Genomic DNA, 18,524 nt, shown 5'->3' with positions numbered 1-18,524 from the left:
TGCCCGCCTCTGGACCCCGCCAAAATGATCGACCTCCAACCGACCCCCCCCCCGCTCAGGTAGTCAGTTGGCGCAGCTGGAATGATATTAATGGATCCCCCCGTCGTGTTCTGGCCGAAGAGCGTCCCCTGCGGTCCCTTTACGACTTCGACCTGAGCCAAGTCCATTATCGCGCCGGCGGTCATCGCCGAGTAGGGCAGGGGAGCTTCGTCAAGCTACACGCTAACCGCAGGCGATGCGGAAAGTTGCGCGGAGTTAAAGTTGATGCCGCGTAGCGAGAAAATCGGAAATCCACCGAACGTCTTCCCCGAATTGAAGCCGGGAACGACGCTCGCCAATTCTTCCACACCGGTCACACCCGCTTGCTCAAGCTGCACATCCGAGGCGGCGGTTATGCTGAGCGGGACATCCGAAATCTGCTGGGTCCGCTTCGCTGCGGTGACGACGATCACGTTATCGTCCGCATCTGCGGTCGGCGGAGGCACCGCTGGATTCTGCTGTGAAGGCCCCCGCACCTCCGACTGCACCGGTTCATTTACAGATGGAACCTCTTGGGCATGGGCATGGCCAACCACCAAGACAGAGGCGCTCGCGAAAAGCACCAAGCGAAATGCCATTCGTGCACCGGTACTCTCGTGCATAATGCCTTCTCCCTACAATTATGACTGGCCCTACTCTACGATAGGCTTCACCATTATATATGCATAAGAGGGCATTCTCTGAAACTATCGAAAAAGCTAGGCCGTGTTGACAGAAGACTTCAACCACAGGCGCGTGGCGGCGAGATCGAGGAAGCTTTCGCAGGAGAGCACGGTCTTGTCGTAGCGGGTAGCGATACGACGTTGCTGCTTGGTCTTGCCGAACATGCGCTCGACATGGTTGCGGTCCCGATAACGGCGATAGTCGGGATGTCCGGGCGCCTTGCGGTTCGCCGCGTGATCGACCAAAAGCATTCGCACAAGCCCCCTTTTCCGCCCGCTGCCGAGACGTGGCCGCGACCGCTGGTGCTGTCGATCATGTGCTGCCAATCATCGGTAAGTCCCAGATTAGCCAGTGTTTGCAGGAGCGCATCCCCGACACCTTGTTCTGCCCAGCGCCGGGACCGGACATACACTGAGTTCCACTTACCGTATCGCTCACGCATTTTGTGCCAGGGACACCCAACCCGCAACACGTGGAGCATGCCACTGATGAAGCGCCGATTACCGCCCGCTGGTCGGGCATGGCGACCAGCGGGCGGTAACAGCGGCCCGTTCAGTGCCCACTCCGCATCCGACAAATCCCCGCGGCCCATGACTGCTCCTCAAAAAGCAGTGTTGAATCAGAGCACGGACCCTCTGGGGATCCGTTTTGTCAACACGGCCTAGGGCGGTTGCTCACGATACCAGCAGCAGGCCATTTCCGAAGGCCTTCCCTGCCTGAGACGGAACGGCCGAACTCCGATAGGGTCCACTCGAACCGGTTGAAAACCCTTGTCAGCGCAACTATTTCGATGCATACGTATCGGGTGCGTAGGCCATCACCGCTTTACACAGCAAATCATCGTAAGGCGCGAAAATTCAGCGGCAACTCTGGGTGTCAATCCGACGATTGAGGCCACCCGATTAAATTTCGGAGTTAACCGCTTGAGGAATATTCAGTGCATCAGTCACGGCGTGAGATCCAACTAGGCTCGATTTTTGATCGCGTTACCTTTGTGAATTCGAGTGAAATTCGGCCTGCTGCACAGGCGCTGCATAGTTTCGTCGAGAGCTATTCCCTGAGAGTTGCTATCTGGCACGATATTTCCTCTCCCGAGCAACTTATGGACGAGGAAGGCAATTGCCTGAACGCAGACGTATTCGGTTGGACGGGTGTTGGTGAAAAATGGTGGGAAAATCGCAGTCTTGCATTGGAATCCCCACTTCCCGAGGCTTGTCGCTACGAAAGCGAGCCCTTCTGGTGCAACAGCCGGGGATTCTTTTCCCCATGGCCTAACGAACATTTCGATTCGATCGATACCAGTCCTTATTTCGAAAAGGAGCAAAGCTTCCAATCCGCCATCCTGGTCCCCAAACATCTGGCGATGGGAAAGGTTTCAGCTAGCTGCCTCGTTCCGCTTGATCCAAAAAAAACCGATCTGGAAGCTGTGTTCAATGATCATGTCGACGTTTTAGCCCAAGCTATTCGCAAATTCGTCAGAAGTTATCATGCGGCGATCCATAAGGACGGTTTTCTGTTCCACGAGAAATCCTTATCCAGGCACGAAGTATGTTGCCTTGTATGGGCAGCGCGCGGAAAGACTGACCAGGAGATTGCCGATATCCTATATCGCAGTCACGCCACAGTTCGATATCATATCACACGTGCGGGCGAAAAACTGAACACCGTTGGCCGCGCCCAAACCCTCGCGAGGGCAGCCCAACTAGGTTACCTGCCTTAAGTGCACCAGCCGGTTGATCAAATTCGAGGGGATATGCACCTGTAGCGGCCTCAGCTACGCAGAGTTTTAGCGAGTTCAATGTCGTGGGTTGTGCCATTCAGTACATTGCCAGTACGCCGCCAAGCACGACTGCGAACATGACGACCGTTTCCAAAACGATCAGCGCCAGAGGCCGCCAGCCAACACCCAGCACGCTTTTCAGATTTGTCTTGATGCCGATTGCAGTGATAGCGACGACCAGAAAATAGTGGGAGATAGTCGATCCCCAGACGCTAACCACCGATGGAACCAGATCGCTGCTGTTTGCGGCCGCAAATAGGAAGAAGGCGACAAGAAAGCCGGGAACATATTGAATCTTCTCGCCCTTTTTTCGGGCCACGCTTCGTCCCAGCCAGAAATAGACACCCATCACGATTGGAAGGAGAATGGTGACACGCGTAAGCTTCACGAAAGTCGCCAGTTCGCCGACTTTTGGGGAAATGGCCTTACCCGCCGCTACCACTTGCGCGACGTCATGGATCGTCCCACCCAGCACCACCCCTTTGTCCTCAGGTGTCAGTTCCAGCGCGCTAACCACGAGCGGGTAGAAAATCATTGCCATTGTGGCGAGCACCGTCACCACCGCGATCACCACCGCCAATTGATGCTCGGTTTCCTTCTTCGGCGGCAGCACACTAGCCACTGCGGCTGCGGCTGAGGCGCCACAAACCGCGACGGAACCGCCACTGAGCGCAGCGAATTCGCGTGTTAGGCCCAGCGCACGCGCGCCCACTACTGCTGTCAGCATAGTCACCGCCATAGCTGCAAGGACGAGGAGAAGTGGAACCAGTCCAATTGAGACTATATCGGACAGCGCGATCCTGAGGCCCAACAATGCCACGCCGAAACGAAGGATGCGCTGGCTGGTCCACTCGATCCCGGCCCGGGCAGCCCCCAGATCATAGATAAAGTGGATCGCAAGACCAATCAGCATGGCTATCAGCATGGCCGGGGCACCATAATGACGACTGATGGCTTCCGCGCTAATGCCAGCCACCGCGCAAATGACTACGCCGGGATAGTTGCTCACGAGAGAATCACGGGCAGACTGGACGCGTTGTTTTATCATCATCGGCCCCTCGCTCTGCCGATAATCGTAACATGAGAGCGCGGCGTCGGCGCATGAGGAAACGTCGCGCCATAAAGGCGCGTCCACGCAATCGGTTGCATTGGGTTTATCCCCCTATGGTCCGGTCGTCCGGCCAGTATTTCTTGCGCAATTCGCGTTTGTTGATCTTGCCCAACGCATTGCGTCCGATAGTTTCGACAATATCAAATGACCGAGGCCGTTTATAACCGGCCAGCCGCTCGCGGCAGAACTTTTCGAGCGCGTCCGCATCCGGCGGATTTTCCGGGTCCAACGGCACTACAAGCGCCTTGACTTCCTCACCCATCTCGTCGTTCGGCGTACCTATAACTGCCACATCGTCGACCAAGGGGTGGCTGCCAAGCACTTCCTCAACCTCCGCAGGATAAATATTGACGCCGCCGCTGATGATCATATCTGAAATGCGGTCGGTTATGAAAACATACCCTTCATCGTCGACATAGCCCATATCACCCAGAGTAAATACACCGGGTGCGTGGTGAACGCTGCGGGTCTTTTCGGCATCCTGATGATAGATCACACCACGCCCGCTGGTATCTCGAAAATAGAGCACCCCTACTTCGTTCGTCCCCAGCGGTTCGCCACTCTCGTCCAGCACAATAGGCTCGAAAGGCAGTATGGTCTTGCCGACCGAGCCTGGTCGCTCAAGCCATTCTGACGAGCTGATCATGTTGGTCGTACCCGATTCTGTGGCACCATATGCTTCGAAAAGTATCGGGCCGAACCAATCAATCATCTTCCGCTTCACATCGCGCGGACACGGAGCCCCCGTATGGAGCACTTCCTGAAGGCTGGATAAGTCGTATTTCCCGCGAACCTCGTCGGGCAAGGCCAGCAAACGGGTGAAATGGGTAGGAACCATCAGCACGGTGCTGATTTTTTGGGTTTCGATGGTCTTGAGCACCGCTTCAGCATCGAACTTCGACATTACCACCAGCGCAAGTCCAGCGCCCAGCGCACGCACACTGATCAACGGCCCGGTATGGTACATTGGGCTCACGATGAGTGCGATGGCCGGGTCTCCCACCACCCTGCCGCTGTTGCGAATGGCCTCGAAGAAATTATCGAGACCGCCGCCGGCGGGGAACAATGCGGGCGGTGTCTCCACCCCCTTGGGCCGTCCGGTTGTGCCGGATGTATAATGTAGCTGCGGGCGGGGAACTACGTCTACGGGAACGCTACCCTTGCCCGGCGACTTAAGAAACTCCGCCCAATCCTGCATACCGACCCCCGCCGCAGTCCGCCATGCGATCACCTGCGGCGTACCAACGCGTTTAGCGGCAGCCACGGCCATCTCGGCAGTTTCCGGACCCGCAAAGATCACCCGGCTGTTGCTGTTCTCCAGAATATAGGCAACCTCATCCACGGTGAGATGGGCGCTGACAGGTACGCTCGATATGCCGGCATGCAACGCAGCTTGGTAAACCAGCACGTTCTCGGCGCTGTTGCGCGCGAAAACCGCGACGCGTTCTTCGGGCTCGAGATCGAGAGCCGATAATGCGCGTGTTGCTTCATCGAGCTTATCTCTAAATTCTGTCCAACTCAAAATCATCCGCTCGTCGGCCAGCGCAAGGCCGTCCGGCATTGCCTTCGCCAATTCTTCAATAATCCGCGACATGGTTACGATCTTCCCAACTGAACGTGGCAATATGAATGCGAGTATGGGACGACACGTTGGTGCCGAACTGATCCAAGCAGATCATTTCGGAAGCTCCGGATTTTCGAACACCCTGTATTCGCCGCCCACACTGTCATCTTCGCATAGCAGGACAAATTGCTCTGCCATCTCCTGGGCGCTCCAGATTTTTTTCGATTTCATCAATTCATGCAACCAATCCGGTCGCTGACCGTCGCCTGTCGCATCGAGGATCGCAGTTTCCGTAATTCCGGGACATAGGGCGTTGACCCGAATTCCGTATTCACCATGCAACGCCTTGCACGATTGCGACAACATTACGATGCCGGCCTTCGCTGCGGAATAAGGCGCCTGCGGTAAATTGGGATTGAACGCCCCGGTCGAGCCCATGTTGACGATCACCCCGCCGCCCGATGCCTTCATCGCATCAACCGCCAGTTTCGTCGAAACCGCAGCCGATACCAGGTTGACGGAAATGACTTTTTCGATGTGTTCGACTGACACGTCGGGAAACCCGGGTGCGCCCGTAACGATCCCGGCGCAATTGAATACGATGTCAGGAGCTCCGAAGCGGGAATTCAGCCGATCGTATAGCCCGGCGATCTCTCCGACTTTAGACACATCGACGCGGCGGCACTCGATTTCCTGATTTTCCTCGGTCTTCAAATCTTGCCGAATATGTTCGAATGCTGCTTCATTGAGATCCGCCAGCATCAGACGGCCAATGCGGCGCTGGACAAGCTGATGAGCTGCAGCAAGACCGATACCCGAAGCCGCCCCCGTAATCAGGGCAGTTTTTCCTGTAATATCCACTTGTGACCCCTAACTTTGACAATAACAATTCGGATTATACGGGCAGATTTTCGAGCCGGTTACCGTTCTCCGCACGCAATCGCTGCTCGCCGATGATCTCGCGCATGATCTGAGCGGTACCTCCGCCAATAGTGAACATCCGCACATCGCGGTTCATGCGTTCTATCGGCAAGCGGCGCGAATAACCGCGAGCGCCGAATATCTGCAATGCGTTGCTGGCCACCTCTATCGCCGCCTCAGCGGTGAACAGCTTTGCGCGTGCAGCCATCACACGGTCGGGGAAACCGCTACCTGCCGATGCAGCCGCATGGATCAGGCTGCGCGAAATCGCAACTTTGTTGTCCATATCCGCGATCATCCATTTAATACCCTGAAACTCAGACAGGGATTTCCCGAACTGGCGCCGATGAAGGGCATATTCGCAGGCCAGGTCGAGCGCGCTCGAAGCGATCCCGAGAGCAACGGTCGCCGCGCCGATGCGTTGCGCGTTGTACGCTTCCATAAGTCCGGCCAGCGCACCGCGCGCATCGGCGCCAGAGACCTCGAGCTTGTGGGAAGCCGGCACTCGCATTTTATTGAAGCGCAGAACGCGCTCCGGTATCCCCCGCAAGCCCATGGTCGGTTCGCGGTCGCCGATTTCGAGGCCAGGATAATCTGGATCGCCCAGCACCGCAAACGCCTGAATTCCGCTGTCGGTTTTTCCGCCAACTTCATGCGCGAAAATTAGGTACAGCTTCGAAACGCCGCCGCCTGTAATCCAATGTTTCGTGCCGTTGATTATATACTCGTCGCCGTCACGTTCTGCGGTGGTTTCCATAGCCTGAACGTCGCTGCCGGCACCCGGTTCGGTAATGCAGATCGCCGGCTTGTCACCGGCCAGAACAAGCGCAGCGGCATCACGCTTCAGGTCATCGGACCCATACCGCATGATGGCACCGATCGCCCCCATATTGGCCTCGACGACGATCCGCGCGGTAGTTGCACACTCGCGAGCGATCTGCTCTACGACCAGTACGGTATCGAGATAACTTGCCCCCTTGCCGCCATATTCGGTCGGGATCGTCATTCCCATGAAACCGTGTTTGACAAGAAGCTTGATATTATCCCAGGGATATTCTTCGCTCTCATCAACCGCAGCCGCCCCATCACGGAACTCATCTACGGAAAGCTTGCGGGCTTCTTCGACGAGATCTTTCTCACTTTGACTCAGAGTCATTTCAAATTGTCCAGTCCAGATTACTGTATGTGATCAACGGGTTCTGTTCGATCTCACCACTTGATCATCAAGCTCTCGAAGCCGCTCATAACATCGGGCGTCGACGGCTTCGGTTCACCGACCAGTTCGTAATTGGGCATTTTGGCCAGAAGCTCCGCAATAGCGATGGCAATCTCCATCCGGGCAAGCGAAGCCCCCAGACACGTATGAATGCCATACCCGAACGTCAGATTGCGGCGGGTGCTTTTTAATTCGCGGGAAATATCGAAGAGTTCGGGTTCATCTATGAACTCGGGATCCAAGTTGCCCGATGCCCATAGCAGGGCAACCTTCGTGTTCTCTTCCAGATCGTACGACCCAAGTTTAGTCGGGCGATTGTTGGTCCGGAATAGTCCGTGAACCGGGGCGTCATAGCGCAGCCCTTCTTCCACTGCTTGAGCGATCAGAGCGGGCTCCGCCACCAATTTTGCCCGCTGTTCGGGGTGTCGAAAAAGCCGATAAACCAGATTCGTAATAGCAGTGGTTGTCGTTGCGCTTCCCGCCACAAGCAGGAAACCGCAAAAGCCGAGGATCTTGTTCGTCGAAAGTTTCACGCCCTCGTGCTCGGCCGTTACAAGCCGTGTAATGAGGTTCTCATCCGGAGCCGCATCTCCGGCAGCAATCCGATCCGACCATTCCTTAAGCTTCGGCGTAAAATATGCGATCATTTCGCTCTGCGCATCGGCGGCGATCGCAGCTTTTTCTTCGTCGGCTGGATCGTAAACAGTCGAGATCGCATTATTGATAACCCAATCGTCGAAGCCGTGCGCTTTGGCATCCGCATAATCTATGCCCAGAAGCTTACAGATTACGTATAAGGGGATCGGGATCGAATAGGCGCGATGAATATCGATTTCGCCGCTATCTGGCAGATCGGCGAGCAGTTCCCGTGAATAGTCTCGGATCCCGTCTTCAAGCGATTTTATATAGGCGCCGGAAAACGCGCGCCGCACGATCTGCACCTCGACATCATGTTCGGGTGGATCGACATTGACCAAAGCACGTGGTTCGTCCGGCGAATAATAGCGTAGCCCTGGGCCGAATTTCGACGACCACATATCAGTCGCCTTGCATATCGAGACAATATCTTTGTAGCGGGAAACAGCATAGAAATCATGCTCTCCCTTGCCTTTGGAGAAAGGACATTGTTCCAACAATCGCGCATACGTGGGATGCGTGTCCTGTTGGAACTCGGGATCGAAGAAATCAAATGTGCACGAAGTGTTCTTGTCCATCAGCTCTTTCACCTACCAAGGTTTTTCGTTGTTCATGTATCTTTCGAACTCGTCGTGGAAATGGCGCACGCGCACTTCCTGCTGCGACAGTCGCATACCTTGGAAACCATTGGAATGAAGGCCCTTCTGAACGGTATCGAGTAAATCGACATCCTGTCCGAGCACTTCGCCCAGTGGCGATTCTTCCGCAGGAGGAAGCGCATAGAGCTTCTCCGGCTTTTCCTTGCACGAGACATCCGCACCTCTGGGAATGCCCATATATAGCGGGATCAGGTGCGCCTGGTCCTGCTCCATCGGGTGGATCAGGATCTGGATACGGAAAATCATCCGCGCCGTGTCGCGTTCATGCGGCAGGAACTGCATGAACAATGCGCCTTCCGGATGGGCATTGAAAGCCAGATTGGGGAAGAAGAAAATCGCTTGATCGTCGGTCAGCTGGTCGTCTGTAAAATTATCCAGATGCAGCTTGGCTGCTTCCTTGAGAGCGCGCTTGGCCTGCTGGATCGCTTCGCGCACCTCCAGCGCACGGCCTTCGAACTCGACCGGGTCCAACCCGACCTCACCCAGCATCGCCCGCTGTGCTTCGGTCAATGTTTCCTGATCCGACTTGCGCGGACTGATGGTGGTGAAGGGATGCTGAGTCATGCTCATACCGTAATCGTATAGTTCGGTCTGCATGTTCACATCATCCATCGAATCCGCCATCTGCGGATGGATCGCGTGGAGATGGTAAGTCTCGATGAACGCATCGACCCCCGTCTTCCAGTTCGCTGGCAGGTCCAGTTCGATATCCGTGATTACCCGCAGGTTCTCCAGGCGATAGGGCTCGGCATGCTCCCTCGCTCCGCTCAGAAACTCGTGAACCGGCGGCGCATCGGGGCTCTGGCAGACAAAGACGAAACCTCCCCATACTTCGCAACGCACCTCCGCAAGGTCGAGATTGCCGCATAGCACTTCCGGCCTGAACGTCTCGCGGTCGGTTATCTCGCGAAGCGAACCGTCGAGGTTCCACTTCCAGGAATGGAACGCGCAGGTGAACCCGCCCGGAAGGCTGCCTTCGCCATCGGCCACAAGCTTGTTGCCGCGATGCTGACAGACATTATAATAAGCCTGCAGCTTATCCGCCTCCGTTCGCACAATCAGAAGCGACTGATCGGCAAGCTGGAACGTAAAATAGTCTCCCGGTTCTTCCAGATCCTCGATCCGGCCGGCAACTACCCACACCTTCTTCCAGAAGCGCTCGCGCTCCAACTGCGCGAACTCCGGGGAATAATATTGTTCGGGAGGAAGCAGTCGCTCCCAATCGCCGGAAAGACGCTCAAGTCCCTTGATGCCGCCCGCAGCAAGCGGTTCGCTCTGCGAAAACGATACTGTCTTTTCTGATTTGCCCATACGCTCCTCACAGTTCCCGCTTCGTTGTCGACGGCGAGGCCATGGCTAACAGGTTGCGCGAGCCCGCTGTCGGATGAGAGGTTGGAAAGCATCCTAAACCGCCTGTCCAGCTTCGCCATTATCAGAAGTGATAAGCTTTATCGTTCTGCAGGCCATAGCGCGCGGGTTCATCGATTGGCTGCGATTGCTTTTTCAAATACAGTTTGTTCAAATACAGTTTGGCCGATCCCCAGCTCTGCCGCTGATGTTCCAGCCCATTCGTCCGAAGTTTGATGCCGAAGCTACGATCAGATAGCCATGGCCGCTGCGTTCGCATCATGGATCGCCCTTAGCAGATAACGCGGAGCAAAGGCGTCCCCAACCAGGCTGAGCGGCGGAAGATCCTCCTCGTTCTCAAACGGATCAAATGCCCGGTTTGGCGTTACCAGTATCACACAATCAGCCTCGATTTCCTCGCGCAGCCCGCTTTCAATGCCGAGTAGATGCACGCTATCCGGCGAAATCATGTCGAGGTGAGTCCGCAGATGAAGGTGAAAATCGTGCTCGTACAACCTGCGGAGCGCGGGCGTCGACGAAAGCGAAGTCTCTACCAATGGCGCGAACGACGCAGCCCAGGTTACGAAGTCGACCCGTACTCCGCGCGCAAGGAGGAATTCGGCAACCGCAATGGCTTCATAATGACCGGTATCATCCAGAACCACTGCCCGCTTTACGTGCTCCTCTTTGAAACCGCTTAATAATTCGGCCGACGAGATGACATGGGGAAGATTGATCCCTTCTGGAATTCGACCCGGCAGGCCTTTCTGGATACCGTCAAGCCGGGGCTGGGATCCTGTGGCGACAATGACATGATCGGGCGCAATATCCCGAATATCCTCGGGAAGCATGAAGGTGCTGAGGCGCACATCGACTCCCAGACGAAAAATCTCTGCTTCGAGCCAATCTGTGATATCCTTGATCCCGTGACGTGCCGGTGCTTTCGATGCCAACGCCACCTGCCCGCCCAGCTCTTTCTGCGCTTCGGCCAAGATAACATGGTGTCCGCGAAGCGCGGCAATTCGAGCTGCCTCCATACCGGCGGGGCCACCGCCAACAATTAATACCGTTTTCTCACTTTGGGCAACTGGCAGAGCTTCATCGCCTATCTCCGCCTCCCTCCCGACGTATGGATTGACGGTACAGCCCATCGCCATGCCCGGTATAAGCCCTTGTCCTACGCAGCCGTGATTGCAGCCGATGCACGGTCTGACCTGATCCACGCGGCCTTCGCGGGTTTTCCTCACGATATCGGGATCCGCGATATGGGCGCGTGTCATGCCAACCATATCTGCTAATCCATCATGTATGACCTGATCCGCCTCTTCGATGGTGCGGAACCGTCCCGTAACGATACCAGGTACCGTCACTCTCTGGGTTACTACGGACGAGTACTCCAATTCATACCCGGCTGGCTCGTGCATCCCACCGATCATTTCGGCAAATGAGTAGTAGCCGCCCATCGACACATCTACGAAATCAATCAGCCCCGCGCGTTCAAGGTTTTCGGCAATGTCTGCATTATCTTCGGGCGTAAGTCCGCCTTCGGTGTTCTCATTGCTCAGACGCACACCAAGCGGATAATCATTCCCGGCACCGCTTCTGATCGCCCCCAGTATCTCTTGCAGAAAACGTATTCGATTTTCGAACGATCCACCATATTCGTCTTCTCGCTTGTTCGTCAGCGGAGACAGGAATTGCTGGACGAGGTAGGTATGGGCTGCGTGCACCTCTACCCCGTCGATACCTCCCTTTTTCGCTCTTATTGCCGCATTTGCAAAGCTTTGGACGATTTCTTCGATCTGCCCCTTGGACATCGAAATCGGTACCGTGCCCATATAGGAGCTCGGAATATCGGACGCAGACCAGGGGGGCGAACCATCCAGCGCACCGCGATGGTGGCCACTATGCCAAAGCTGCTGGAAAACCCGCATGCCATGAGGGCGGATGGCTTCCATCAATTTTTCATATCTGCGAATTATACTATCGTCATGATTGCAGAGATGTGATGGGCTGGATGGGTGGACGCTCGCGATTTCAAGAACCGTAAGTCCTACTCCGCCTCTCGCCCGCGCTGCATGATATTCAATCAGCTTGTCGCAAAGGCCCGGGCCAAAATGGGTGCCGTGTGCAGTCCGAACGATCCGGTTTGGTATCTCGATGCCGTTGATCTCGATCGAATTGAACGCATGCCTAATCATTGTTTTCGGACCTCTCTGTTCCGCCAAGCGACACCGGTAAATCTTTCAGAAACACGGACGACCGACCTTTGGGGGTATGCTCGTGAGACATTCTTGCCTCGAATAGCCATTCTTACGATACCGATCTGGCCAGCCCGTCAGCCCTAGATCTTAAAAGATGAAGGAAATTCAACGGCACGCGCGATATTTTATGATGAAATTTTGACCAAGGCCTTGCCAATATTCTGGCCTGTAAGCACGTCGAGAAACGCATCTACCGCATGATCTAATCCATCGGTGATGTGTTCTCGCCAGACAATGTCGCCTTTGAGATAATTTTGCTCAAGGTAATCGAGAAATTCGGCACGCCGGTGATTCCAAAGCGTTGCATTAAAGCCGAGGATCGAAATACCTTTCTCCATAATCGCGAAATAATTTTGAGGCCCGGCGCGATAATTGCCCGAATTGTAAAGCCCGATCGAGCCGCAGGCCGCCACCACGCCACGTGGCCGCAGGGTGCTCAATGCGGCATCCAGATGGTTGCCGCCTACATTATCGAAATAGCGAGTTATCCCGTCCGGCGCGCAGGCTCTAATTGCCTCGGCGAGATCGTCCTCGGTTCGATAATTTATGAAATGATCGACGCCCAGAGAATTGGTGATCCACTGTCCCTTCGCATCAGTTCCGGCAGAACCAATCACCTTGGCCCCGGCAATTTTGGCCAGTTGCACCGCAACGCTGCCTACGCCGCCCGCGGCGGATGATACGAAAACAATATCGTCAGTGCCAGGCTTCAGGATATCAAGCATTCCAGCACTTGCGGTAACGCCTGTTCGCGAGAGCAAGCCGATATGTAACTGCAACGGCACTTTGGACGCATCTACGACACGCACGTTCTCTGCCTTTTCGACGTAACGATCGCGCCAACCATTTACCTCGCTTACTACGGCAGTGCCTTCAGGAACGTCGGCGCATCGCGATGCGCTGACGATGCCGCAACACCCCCCGGTCATAGGGTGCCCTTCCGGCAGCGGTGCGTGAGCGCCCGATTTACTGCTGAGATAAAGACGCATGTACGGATCGACCGACATCCATTTATTCTCGACCAGCACCTCTCCGTCTTGAAGTTCTGGCAAATCAACTTCACGCATATCGAAGTTATTTTTGGTCGGTTCGCCTGCGGGGCGTTCCTTGAGAAAAATTTGAGCGGCCTTCATGCGGAGTATCCTAGCCATTTGGTCGAACTGAAGGGATGACTGCCTGGCTCACCAAGGTTTTTCGTTGTTCATGTATCTTTCGAACTCGTCGTGGAAATGGCGCACGCGCACTTCCTGCTGTGACAGCCGCATACCTTTGAAGCCATTGGAATGAAGGCCCTTCTGAACGGTATCGAGCAAATCGACATCCTGTCCGAGCACTTCGCCCAGTGGCGATACTTCCGCAGGAGGTAGCGCATAGAGCTTCTCCGGCTTTTCCTTGCACGAGACATCCGCACCTCTGGGAATGCCCATATATAGCGGGATCAGGTGCGCCTGGTCCTGCTCCATCGGGTGGATCAGGATCTGGATACGGAAAATCATCCGCTCCGTGTCGCGTTCATGCGGCAGGAACTGCATGAATAATGCGCCTTCCGGATGGGCATTGAAAGCCAGATTGGGGAAGAAGAAAATCGCTTGATCGTCGGTCAGCTGGTCGTCTGTAAAATTATCCAGATGCAGCTTGGCTGCTTCCTTGAGAGCGCGCTTGGCCTGCTGGATCGCTTCGCGCACCTCCAGCGCACGGCCTTCGAACTCGACCGGGTCCAACCCGACCTCACCCAGCATCGCCCGCTGTGCTTCGGTCAATGTTTCCTGATCCGACTTGCGCGGACTGATGGTGGTGAAGGGATGCTGAGTCATGCTCATACCGTAATCGTATAGTTCGGTCTGCATGTTCACATCATCCATCGAATCCGCCATCTGCGGATGGATCGCGTGGAGATGGTAAGTCTCGATGAACGCATCGACCCCCGTCTTCCAGTTCGCTGGCAGGTCCAGTTCGATATCCGTGATTACCCGCAGGTTCTCCAGGCGATAGGGCTCGGCATGCTCCCTCGCTCCGCTCAGAAACTCGTGAACCGGCGGCGCATCGGGGCTCTGGCAGACAAAGACGAAACCTCCCCATACTTCGCAACGCACCTCCGCAAGGTCGAGATTGCCGCATAGCACTTCCGGCCTGAACGTCTCGCGGTCGGTTATCTCGCGAAGCGAACCGTCGAGGTTCCACTTCCAGGAATGGAACGCGCAGGTGAACCCGCCCGGAAGGCTGCCTTCGCCATCGGCCACCAGCTTGTTGCCGCGATGCTGACAGACATTATAATAAGCCTGCAGCTTATCCGACTCCGTTCGCACAATCAGAAGCGACTGATCGGCAAGCTGGAACGTAAAATAGTCTCCCGGTTCTTCCAAATCCTCGATCCGGCCGGCAACTACCCACACCTTCTTCCAGAAGCGCTCGCGCTCCAACTGCGCGAACTCCGGGGAATAATATTGTTCGGGAGGAAGCAGTCGCTCCCAATCGCCGGAAAGACGCTCAAGTCCCTTGATGCCACCCGCAGCAAGCGGTTCGCTCTGCGAAAACGATACTGTCTTCTCTGATTTGCCCATATTATCCTCTACGATGTTGGAGAGGCTTGTGTCAGCCATTCTTCGATCGTTAACACTTAGGGTAGACCTGCGAACCGCGTTGAATCCACTGGTTATATTGCTAGGGCGATACCCTCCGATCGGGCGTTTGTTACGACGCAGCCTATCAATTCCCAAGAATCCGTCATAATGAAGAAAGGTACAAGATATGGCCCCCTTTTTCAATGCCAGGCCATGGTTTGAGCAACGATTGTGCCGAAGGTCCAATCAAGGTGCCGTTCAAAATGCAGTTCGGCTCGGAGACAGTTCCAGGTCCTTTATGACTGCATTTCATTGCCGCGGGCGCTCAACCAGTCTTTTGATCCGGCAAGGATCCCGTTCATTCATTCCTAGAACTCCATGCCCACTTCGAGTCGCCAACGTCGCGGCGCACCCCAAGTCTGAAAGAATACCGACGGAAACGAAAATGTGCGATAATCCTCGTCGAACAGGTTCTGCCCCGAGGCGGTAATCCACCATCCATCGAAGCTGCGTAAAGTCATCGACGCGTTGAAAGTGCCGTAGCCGGACTCCACATCCCCGACTGTACCTAGCACATCAAGAACCACGTCATCCTGATACCGCCATAACAAATTGGTTTCGAGCGAGTAGTTATCCGTCAGATCCGCGGTGTGATTAACAGTAATGGAATAATTATAATCAGGGGCATAACGGACCGGAGTTCCAGAGAAATCCGTCGTACCGGTAGAGCCTGCTGTCGAGAACGGACCCACCGGAAGCAGGCGGTTGTCGATGTCAGCTTCTTTAACATCGGCATCGAGAATACCGAGCGCGCCGGTGATACTCAGGCCTGGGATGGCGGAAACACGAACAGAGGCATCGAGTTCAATTCCTCGAATCCGCACTTCCTGATAGTTCAGGATATAGGTATTGGTTCCCAGCAGGAACGGCCCCCCATTATCATCCAGCGTAACAATCGTACTGGGTACCTGTTGACCTTCAAGCTTGGTCGTAAAAGCCGCAATGTTGAAACGTACATCACCATTAGCGAACACGTTTTTCGAGCCAATTTCGTAGCTTGTCACATCTTCGGAATCAAAATCGAGAAAGTTGCCGTTCGACACGAAATTGGGCTGGCCCATGAAAGTCTCTGACAATGTGCCGCGGATCGAAAACCCTCCGCTCCTTACGCCTTCTGCGCGCCGCACATAGATTTGGTTGTCAGGGGTGACGGAATAACTCGCCGAAAACGCGGTCAATAAATCGCTGGAATTGCGCTGATCACGAATTTGCGGATCGAATACAGGCTCATCAAAAACCACTTCCGACTGAGTAAGGTCGCGATTGAAAACCTGACTGGAAAAGCGCTTACTCTCGTCGATATATCGAAGCCCGGCCGAAACGGAGAATCGATCGGTGATGTCGAGATCGACAGCCGCGAAAACGCTGATCGACTCCGTCTTCTCTTGCGCTACGCTGCGAGAAACGGCTTCGTTGGGCGAAAGACCCTGAGCACTTAAATCAAGACGGTTGATCGTAATATTGCCAACATCGTGCCAATAATAATAAGCTCCCGCCGTGAGCACGCCATCGATGCTCGATCCAAAAATCTCGTCGATGTCCGCAACACCGCGCAGCTCCTGGCTAAACTGTTCCAGAGGCAGGGTGCGCGTCAAATGAAGGGTGCCTAAAATCGGATTTGGCAAAAAGGAACATGTTCCGCCCTGCAAAGCCGTCGGGCAGCCCGCATCGAAATCGGTATCGTTCGTATCGGGGGCATCGACCCAGCCGGTGATCGAAGTCAATTCCACCCAATCGAGGTCGAGGTTCATCTCGAGACTTAGACGAGTGAAGTCCAACTCGCCCCGGTTCGGGAAATCGGCAATTACCTCGTTTGGCCCAAGACCATTATATGTATCGCCCGGAATACCGAATACGCTTTGCGTCAGCGGGTTTTCCAGCTGTATCCCCTGCCCCGTCGTTTCTGCCCATACTCGGTCGAAGACTAACAGCGCATCGAAATTGGGCGTAGGCTCGAACAGTGCCATGGCGTGGATCATATCAATATTCTCGCCGCCCTCCAGTTCACCCGTGTAGAGGTTTTGCGAATACCCTTCATTTTGCCGGTGACTATAACCCAATTTCAAACTGGTGGTGTCGTTCAGGAACATGCCGGTGTTGAAAATTACGTTGGCACTGCGTTCCTCGAACCTGCCGATGGCTGCGGCGGCCTTTACCCCCATATCCGCAGAGGGCCGGGAACGTCGGATGTTCACTACGCCGCCGGTCGTGTTCTTTCCAAATAATATGCCTTGTGGACCGCGGTCGATTTCCACGCTTTCGACATCGAATGCGTCCATGAGCGCGCCGGCGCTGGTGCCGAGGGCTACCCCATCGATAGTGATCCCGACCGCCGGACTTTGAGTGCGCTCGGAATCGGAGTAGCCAAGCCCCCGCATGAACACTGCGGCCACGCCGACATTGGATGGGTTCTGGTTCACTATCAGGTTCGGGGCCATGCCATCGAAATCGCGGAGCGTCCGCGGAGCCGCGGCGGCGATCTGCGTACTGTCCAATATCGTGATGGCAAGCGGTACGTCGATGTCCGCTTCCTCCCGGCGTCGGGCAGTCACTACAATGGTCTTCGTGGGGTCGTTAGGTACCGAAGCAGCCTGCGCGTCTTCAGTCGCATTCTCTTGATTTTGTGATGGGATTTCTTGGGCATAGGCAAATGAGGGACTTACCGCAAAACATGCGCTACTTAAGGTTCCAGCCGCCTTTAGGACTTTTATCATACCACCTCCACTGAACATTTATTTAGTCATCATTATGCCTGATGCTCGGCTCCAATTACGAAAACAGCGCGGGTGTATTCAACTAATAGATGTGATAGCGATAGGGATCCAAACGCTTCGAGCCGCTCCAAGGCTTCGACCCGCTCCAAGAAGGTGCGGAGAATCAAACGCTTGCCTAGGCCCTGTTGACAAACTGGATTCACAATAAAATGGGTTAGGATGTGATTGTGCTTTGCACAGCTTCGCTTCCAAGATAGCTTTTTCGGAAGTTATCTTGGCGCGTTTGCTGAGGGAGGATGCCGAGTGGGGGTTCTTTGGGCCTTTCCTCGTGGCGGTTCGGGGGCGAGGCGGCCACCCTGCCTCGGACCATCGGCGTGTTCTGGACGGCATTTTCTGGATTGCTCGCACAGGCGTGGCGTGGCGCGACCTGCCCGACGAGTTTGGCAAGTGGTCGAGCGTCTATCGCCAGATTAGGCGTTGGACCCTGGCGGGGCTGTGGGAGTTGGTGCTCGATGCCCTCAATGGCAATGGTGCGGTGCCAGATGGCATCCAGATGATCGACAGCACCGTGATCCGCGCGCACCACTTGACAGCGGGCGCAAAAGGGGGACTCAAAGTCAGGGTTCTGGCCGTTCAAAAGGTGGCTTCACCTCCAAGATCCACCTCGTTACCAAAGCTCTCGGCGTCCCTGTCAGGGCGAAAGTAACCGGCGGCGAGGTCGATGATGACCTACCGACCGCTCGCGTATTCTTGCGCAGATCGGGGCTGTGACAGCGATCACATCAGAAGCACTAACGAAGCACGCGGTGGAACCGCGGTGATCCCCGCCAAGGCCAACCGCAAAGAACCAATTCCGCACGACACCGTCGCATACGCTTTGAGAAACCGCATCGTGGCCTGCTGCCGGTTTGGTGGACACCGAGATAAGGTGTTTCCACCTATCGGAGGTCCACAATGCAAAGAAGGAAGTTCAGCCGCGAGTTCAAGCT

14 protein-coding genes and 1 pseudogene are annotated in these 18,524 nt (G+C 55.3%); 2 read left to right on the top strand and 13 right to left on the bottom strand.

All coding sequences use genetic code 11. The annotated features are described in order from the left end of the window. Nucleotides 1-215: 215 nt before the first annotated feature. The 3 genes and pseudogenes from L3X40_RS16015 to L3X40_RS16005 all read right to left on the bottom strand — a co-directional run. Nucleotides 216-641, bottom strand: coding sequence for a hypothetical protein (locus tag L3X40_RS16015; protein WP_237366480.1), 426 nt, complete (start codon nt 639-641; stop codon nt 216-218). A gap of 96 nt (nt 642-737) precedes the next feature. After that, a complete protein-coding gene (locus L3X40_RS16010) occupies nt 738-953 on the bottom strand; it encodes a transposase (protein ID WP_237366479.1) in 216 nt (71 codons plus the stop codon). A gap of 170 nt (nt 954-1,123) precedes the next feature. Continuing rightward, nucleotides 1,124-1,294: pseudogene (locus tag L3X40_RS16005) on the bottom strand (transposase); the annotation flags it as partial. Nucleotides 1,295-1,639: 345 nt separating this feature from the next. On the opposite strand from L3X40_RS16005, the gene L3X40_RS16000 reads away from it, so the two are divergent. Then, nucleotides 1,640-2,422 carry a helix-turn-helix transcriptional regulator gene (locus tag L3X40_RS16000; protein ID WP_237366478.1) on the top strand — a complete coding sequence of 261 codons (783 nt, stop codon included), beginning with the start codon at nt 1,640-1,642 and terminating at the stop codon, nt 2,420-2,422. A gap of 97 nt (nt 2,423-2,519) precedes the next feature. On the opposite strand, the gene L3X40_RS15995 is transcribed toward L3X40_RS16000, so the two are convergent. The 10 genes from L3X40_RS15995 to L3X40_RS15950 all read right to left on the bottom strand — a co-directional run bounded on the left by L3X40_RS15995 (nt 2,520) and on the right by L3X40_RS15950 (nt 17,535). After that, complete coding sequence (locus L3X40_RS15995; protein ID WP_237366477.1) at nt 2,520-3,491, bottom strand: YeiH family protein; 972 nt, start codon at nt 3,489-3,491, stop codon at nt 2,520-2,522. A gap of 145 nt (nt 3,492-3,636) precedes the next feature. Next, nucleotides 3,637-5,187, bottom strand: coding sequence for an AMP-binding protein (locus L3X40_RS15990; protein ID WP_237366476.1), 1,551 nt, complete (start codon nt 5,185-5,187; stop codon nt 3,637-3,639). A gap of 81 nt (nt 5,188-5,268) precedes the next feature. Then, nucleotides 5,269-6,018, bottom strand: coding sequence for an SDR family NAD(P)-dependent oxidoreductase (locus tag L3X40_RS15985; RefSeq protein ID WP_237366475.1), 750 nt, complete (start codon nt 6,016-6,018; stop codon nt 5,269-5,271). Between the two features lie 34 nt (nt 6,019-6,052). Continuing rightward, entirely contained in the window at nt 6,053-7,234 is a 1,182-nt protein-coding gene (locus L3X40_RS15980) for an acyl-CoA dehydrogenase family protein (RefSeq protein WP_237366474.1), read from the bottom strand. Nucleotides 7,235-7,287: 53 nt separating this feature from the next. After that, a complete protein-coding gene (locus L3X40_RS15975; RefSeq protein ID WP_237366473.1) occupies nt 7,288-8,520 on the bottom strand; it encodes a cytochrome P450 in 1,233 nt (410 codons plus the stop codon). Then, nucleotides 8,521-9,900, bottom strand: a complete 1,380-nt coding sequence (locus tag L3X40_RS15970) for an aromatic ring-hydroxylating oxygenase subunit alpha (protein WP_237366472.1) — start codon at nt 9,898-9,900, stop codon at nt 8,521-8,523. It abuts the gene before it with no gap. Nucleotides 9,901-10,187: 287 nt separating this feature from the next. Next, a complete protein-coding gene (locus tag L3X40_RS15965; protein WP_237366471.1) occupies nt 10,188-12,137 on the bottom strand; it encodes an oxidoreductase in 1,950 nt (649 codons plus the stop codon). A 188-nt stretch (nt 12,138-12,325) separates the two neighbouring features. Continuing rightward, nucleotides 12,326-13,333 carry an NADP-dependent oxidoreductase gene (locus tag L3X40_RS15960; protein ID WP_237366470.1) on the bottom strand — a complete coding sequence of 336 codons (1,008 nt, stop codon included), beginning with the start codon at nt 13,331-13,333 and terminating at the stop codon, nt 12,326-12,328. A 48-nt stretch (nt 13,334-13,381) separates the two neighbouring features. Then, on the bottom strand, nt 13,382-14,800 hold the full coding sequence (locus L3X40_RS15955; RefSeq protein ID WP_237366469.1) for an aromatic ring-hydroxylating oxygenase subunit alpha: 1,419 nt from the start codon (nt 14,798-14,800) through the stop codon (nt 13,382-13,384). Nucleotides 14,801-15,129: 329 nt separating this feature from the next. Beyond that, nucleotides 15,130-17,535, bottom strand: a complete 2,406-nt coding sequence (locus tag L3X40_RS15950; protein WP_237366468.1) for a TonB-dependent receptor — start codon at nt 17,533-17,535, stop codon at nt 15,130-15,132. Nucleotides 17,536-17,809: 274 nt separating this feature from the next. Between L3X40_RS15950 and L3X40_RS15945 the strand changes: the two genes are divergently transcribed. Beyond that, complete coding sequence (locus L3X40_RS15945; protein WP_445177201.1) at nt 17,810-18,241, top strand: transposase; 432 nt, start codon at nt 17,810-17,812, stop codon at nt 18,239-18,241. Nucleotides 18,242-18,524: the final 283 nt, after the last annotated feature.

The organism is Rhizorhapis sp. SPR117, from assembly GCF_021742065.1.
The sequence above is the reverse complement of the archived record's forward strand: the minus strand, read 5'-3'. Positions and strand labels throughout refer to the sequence as shown.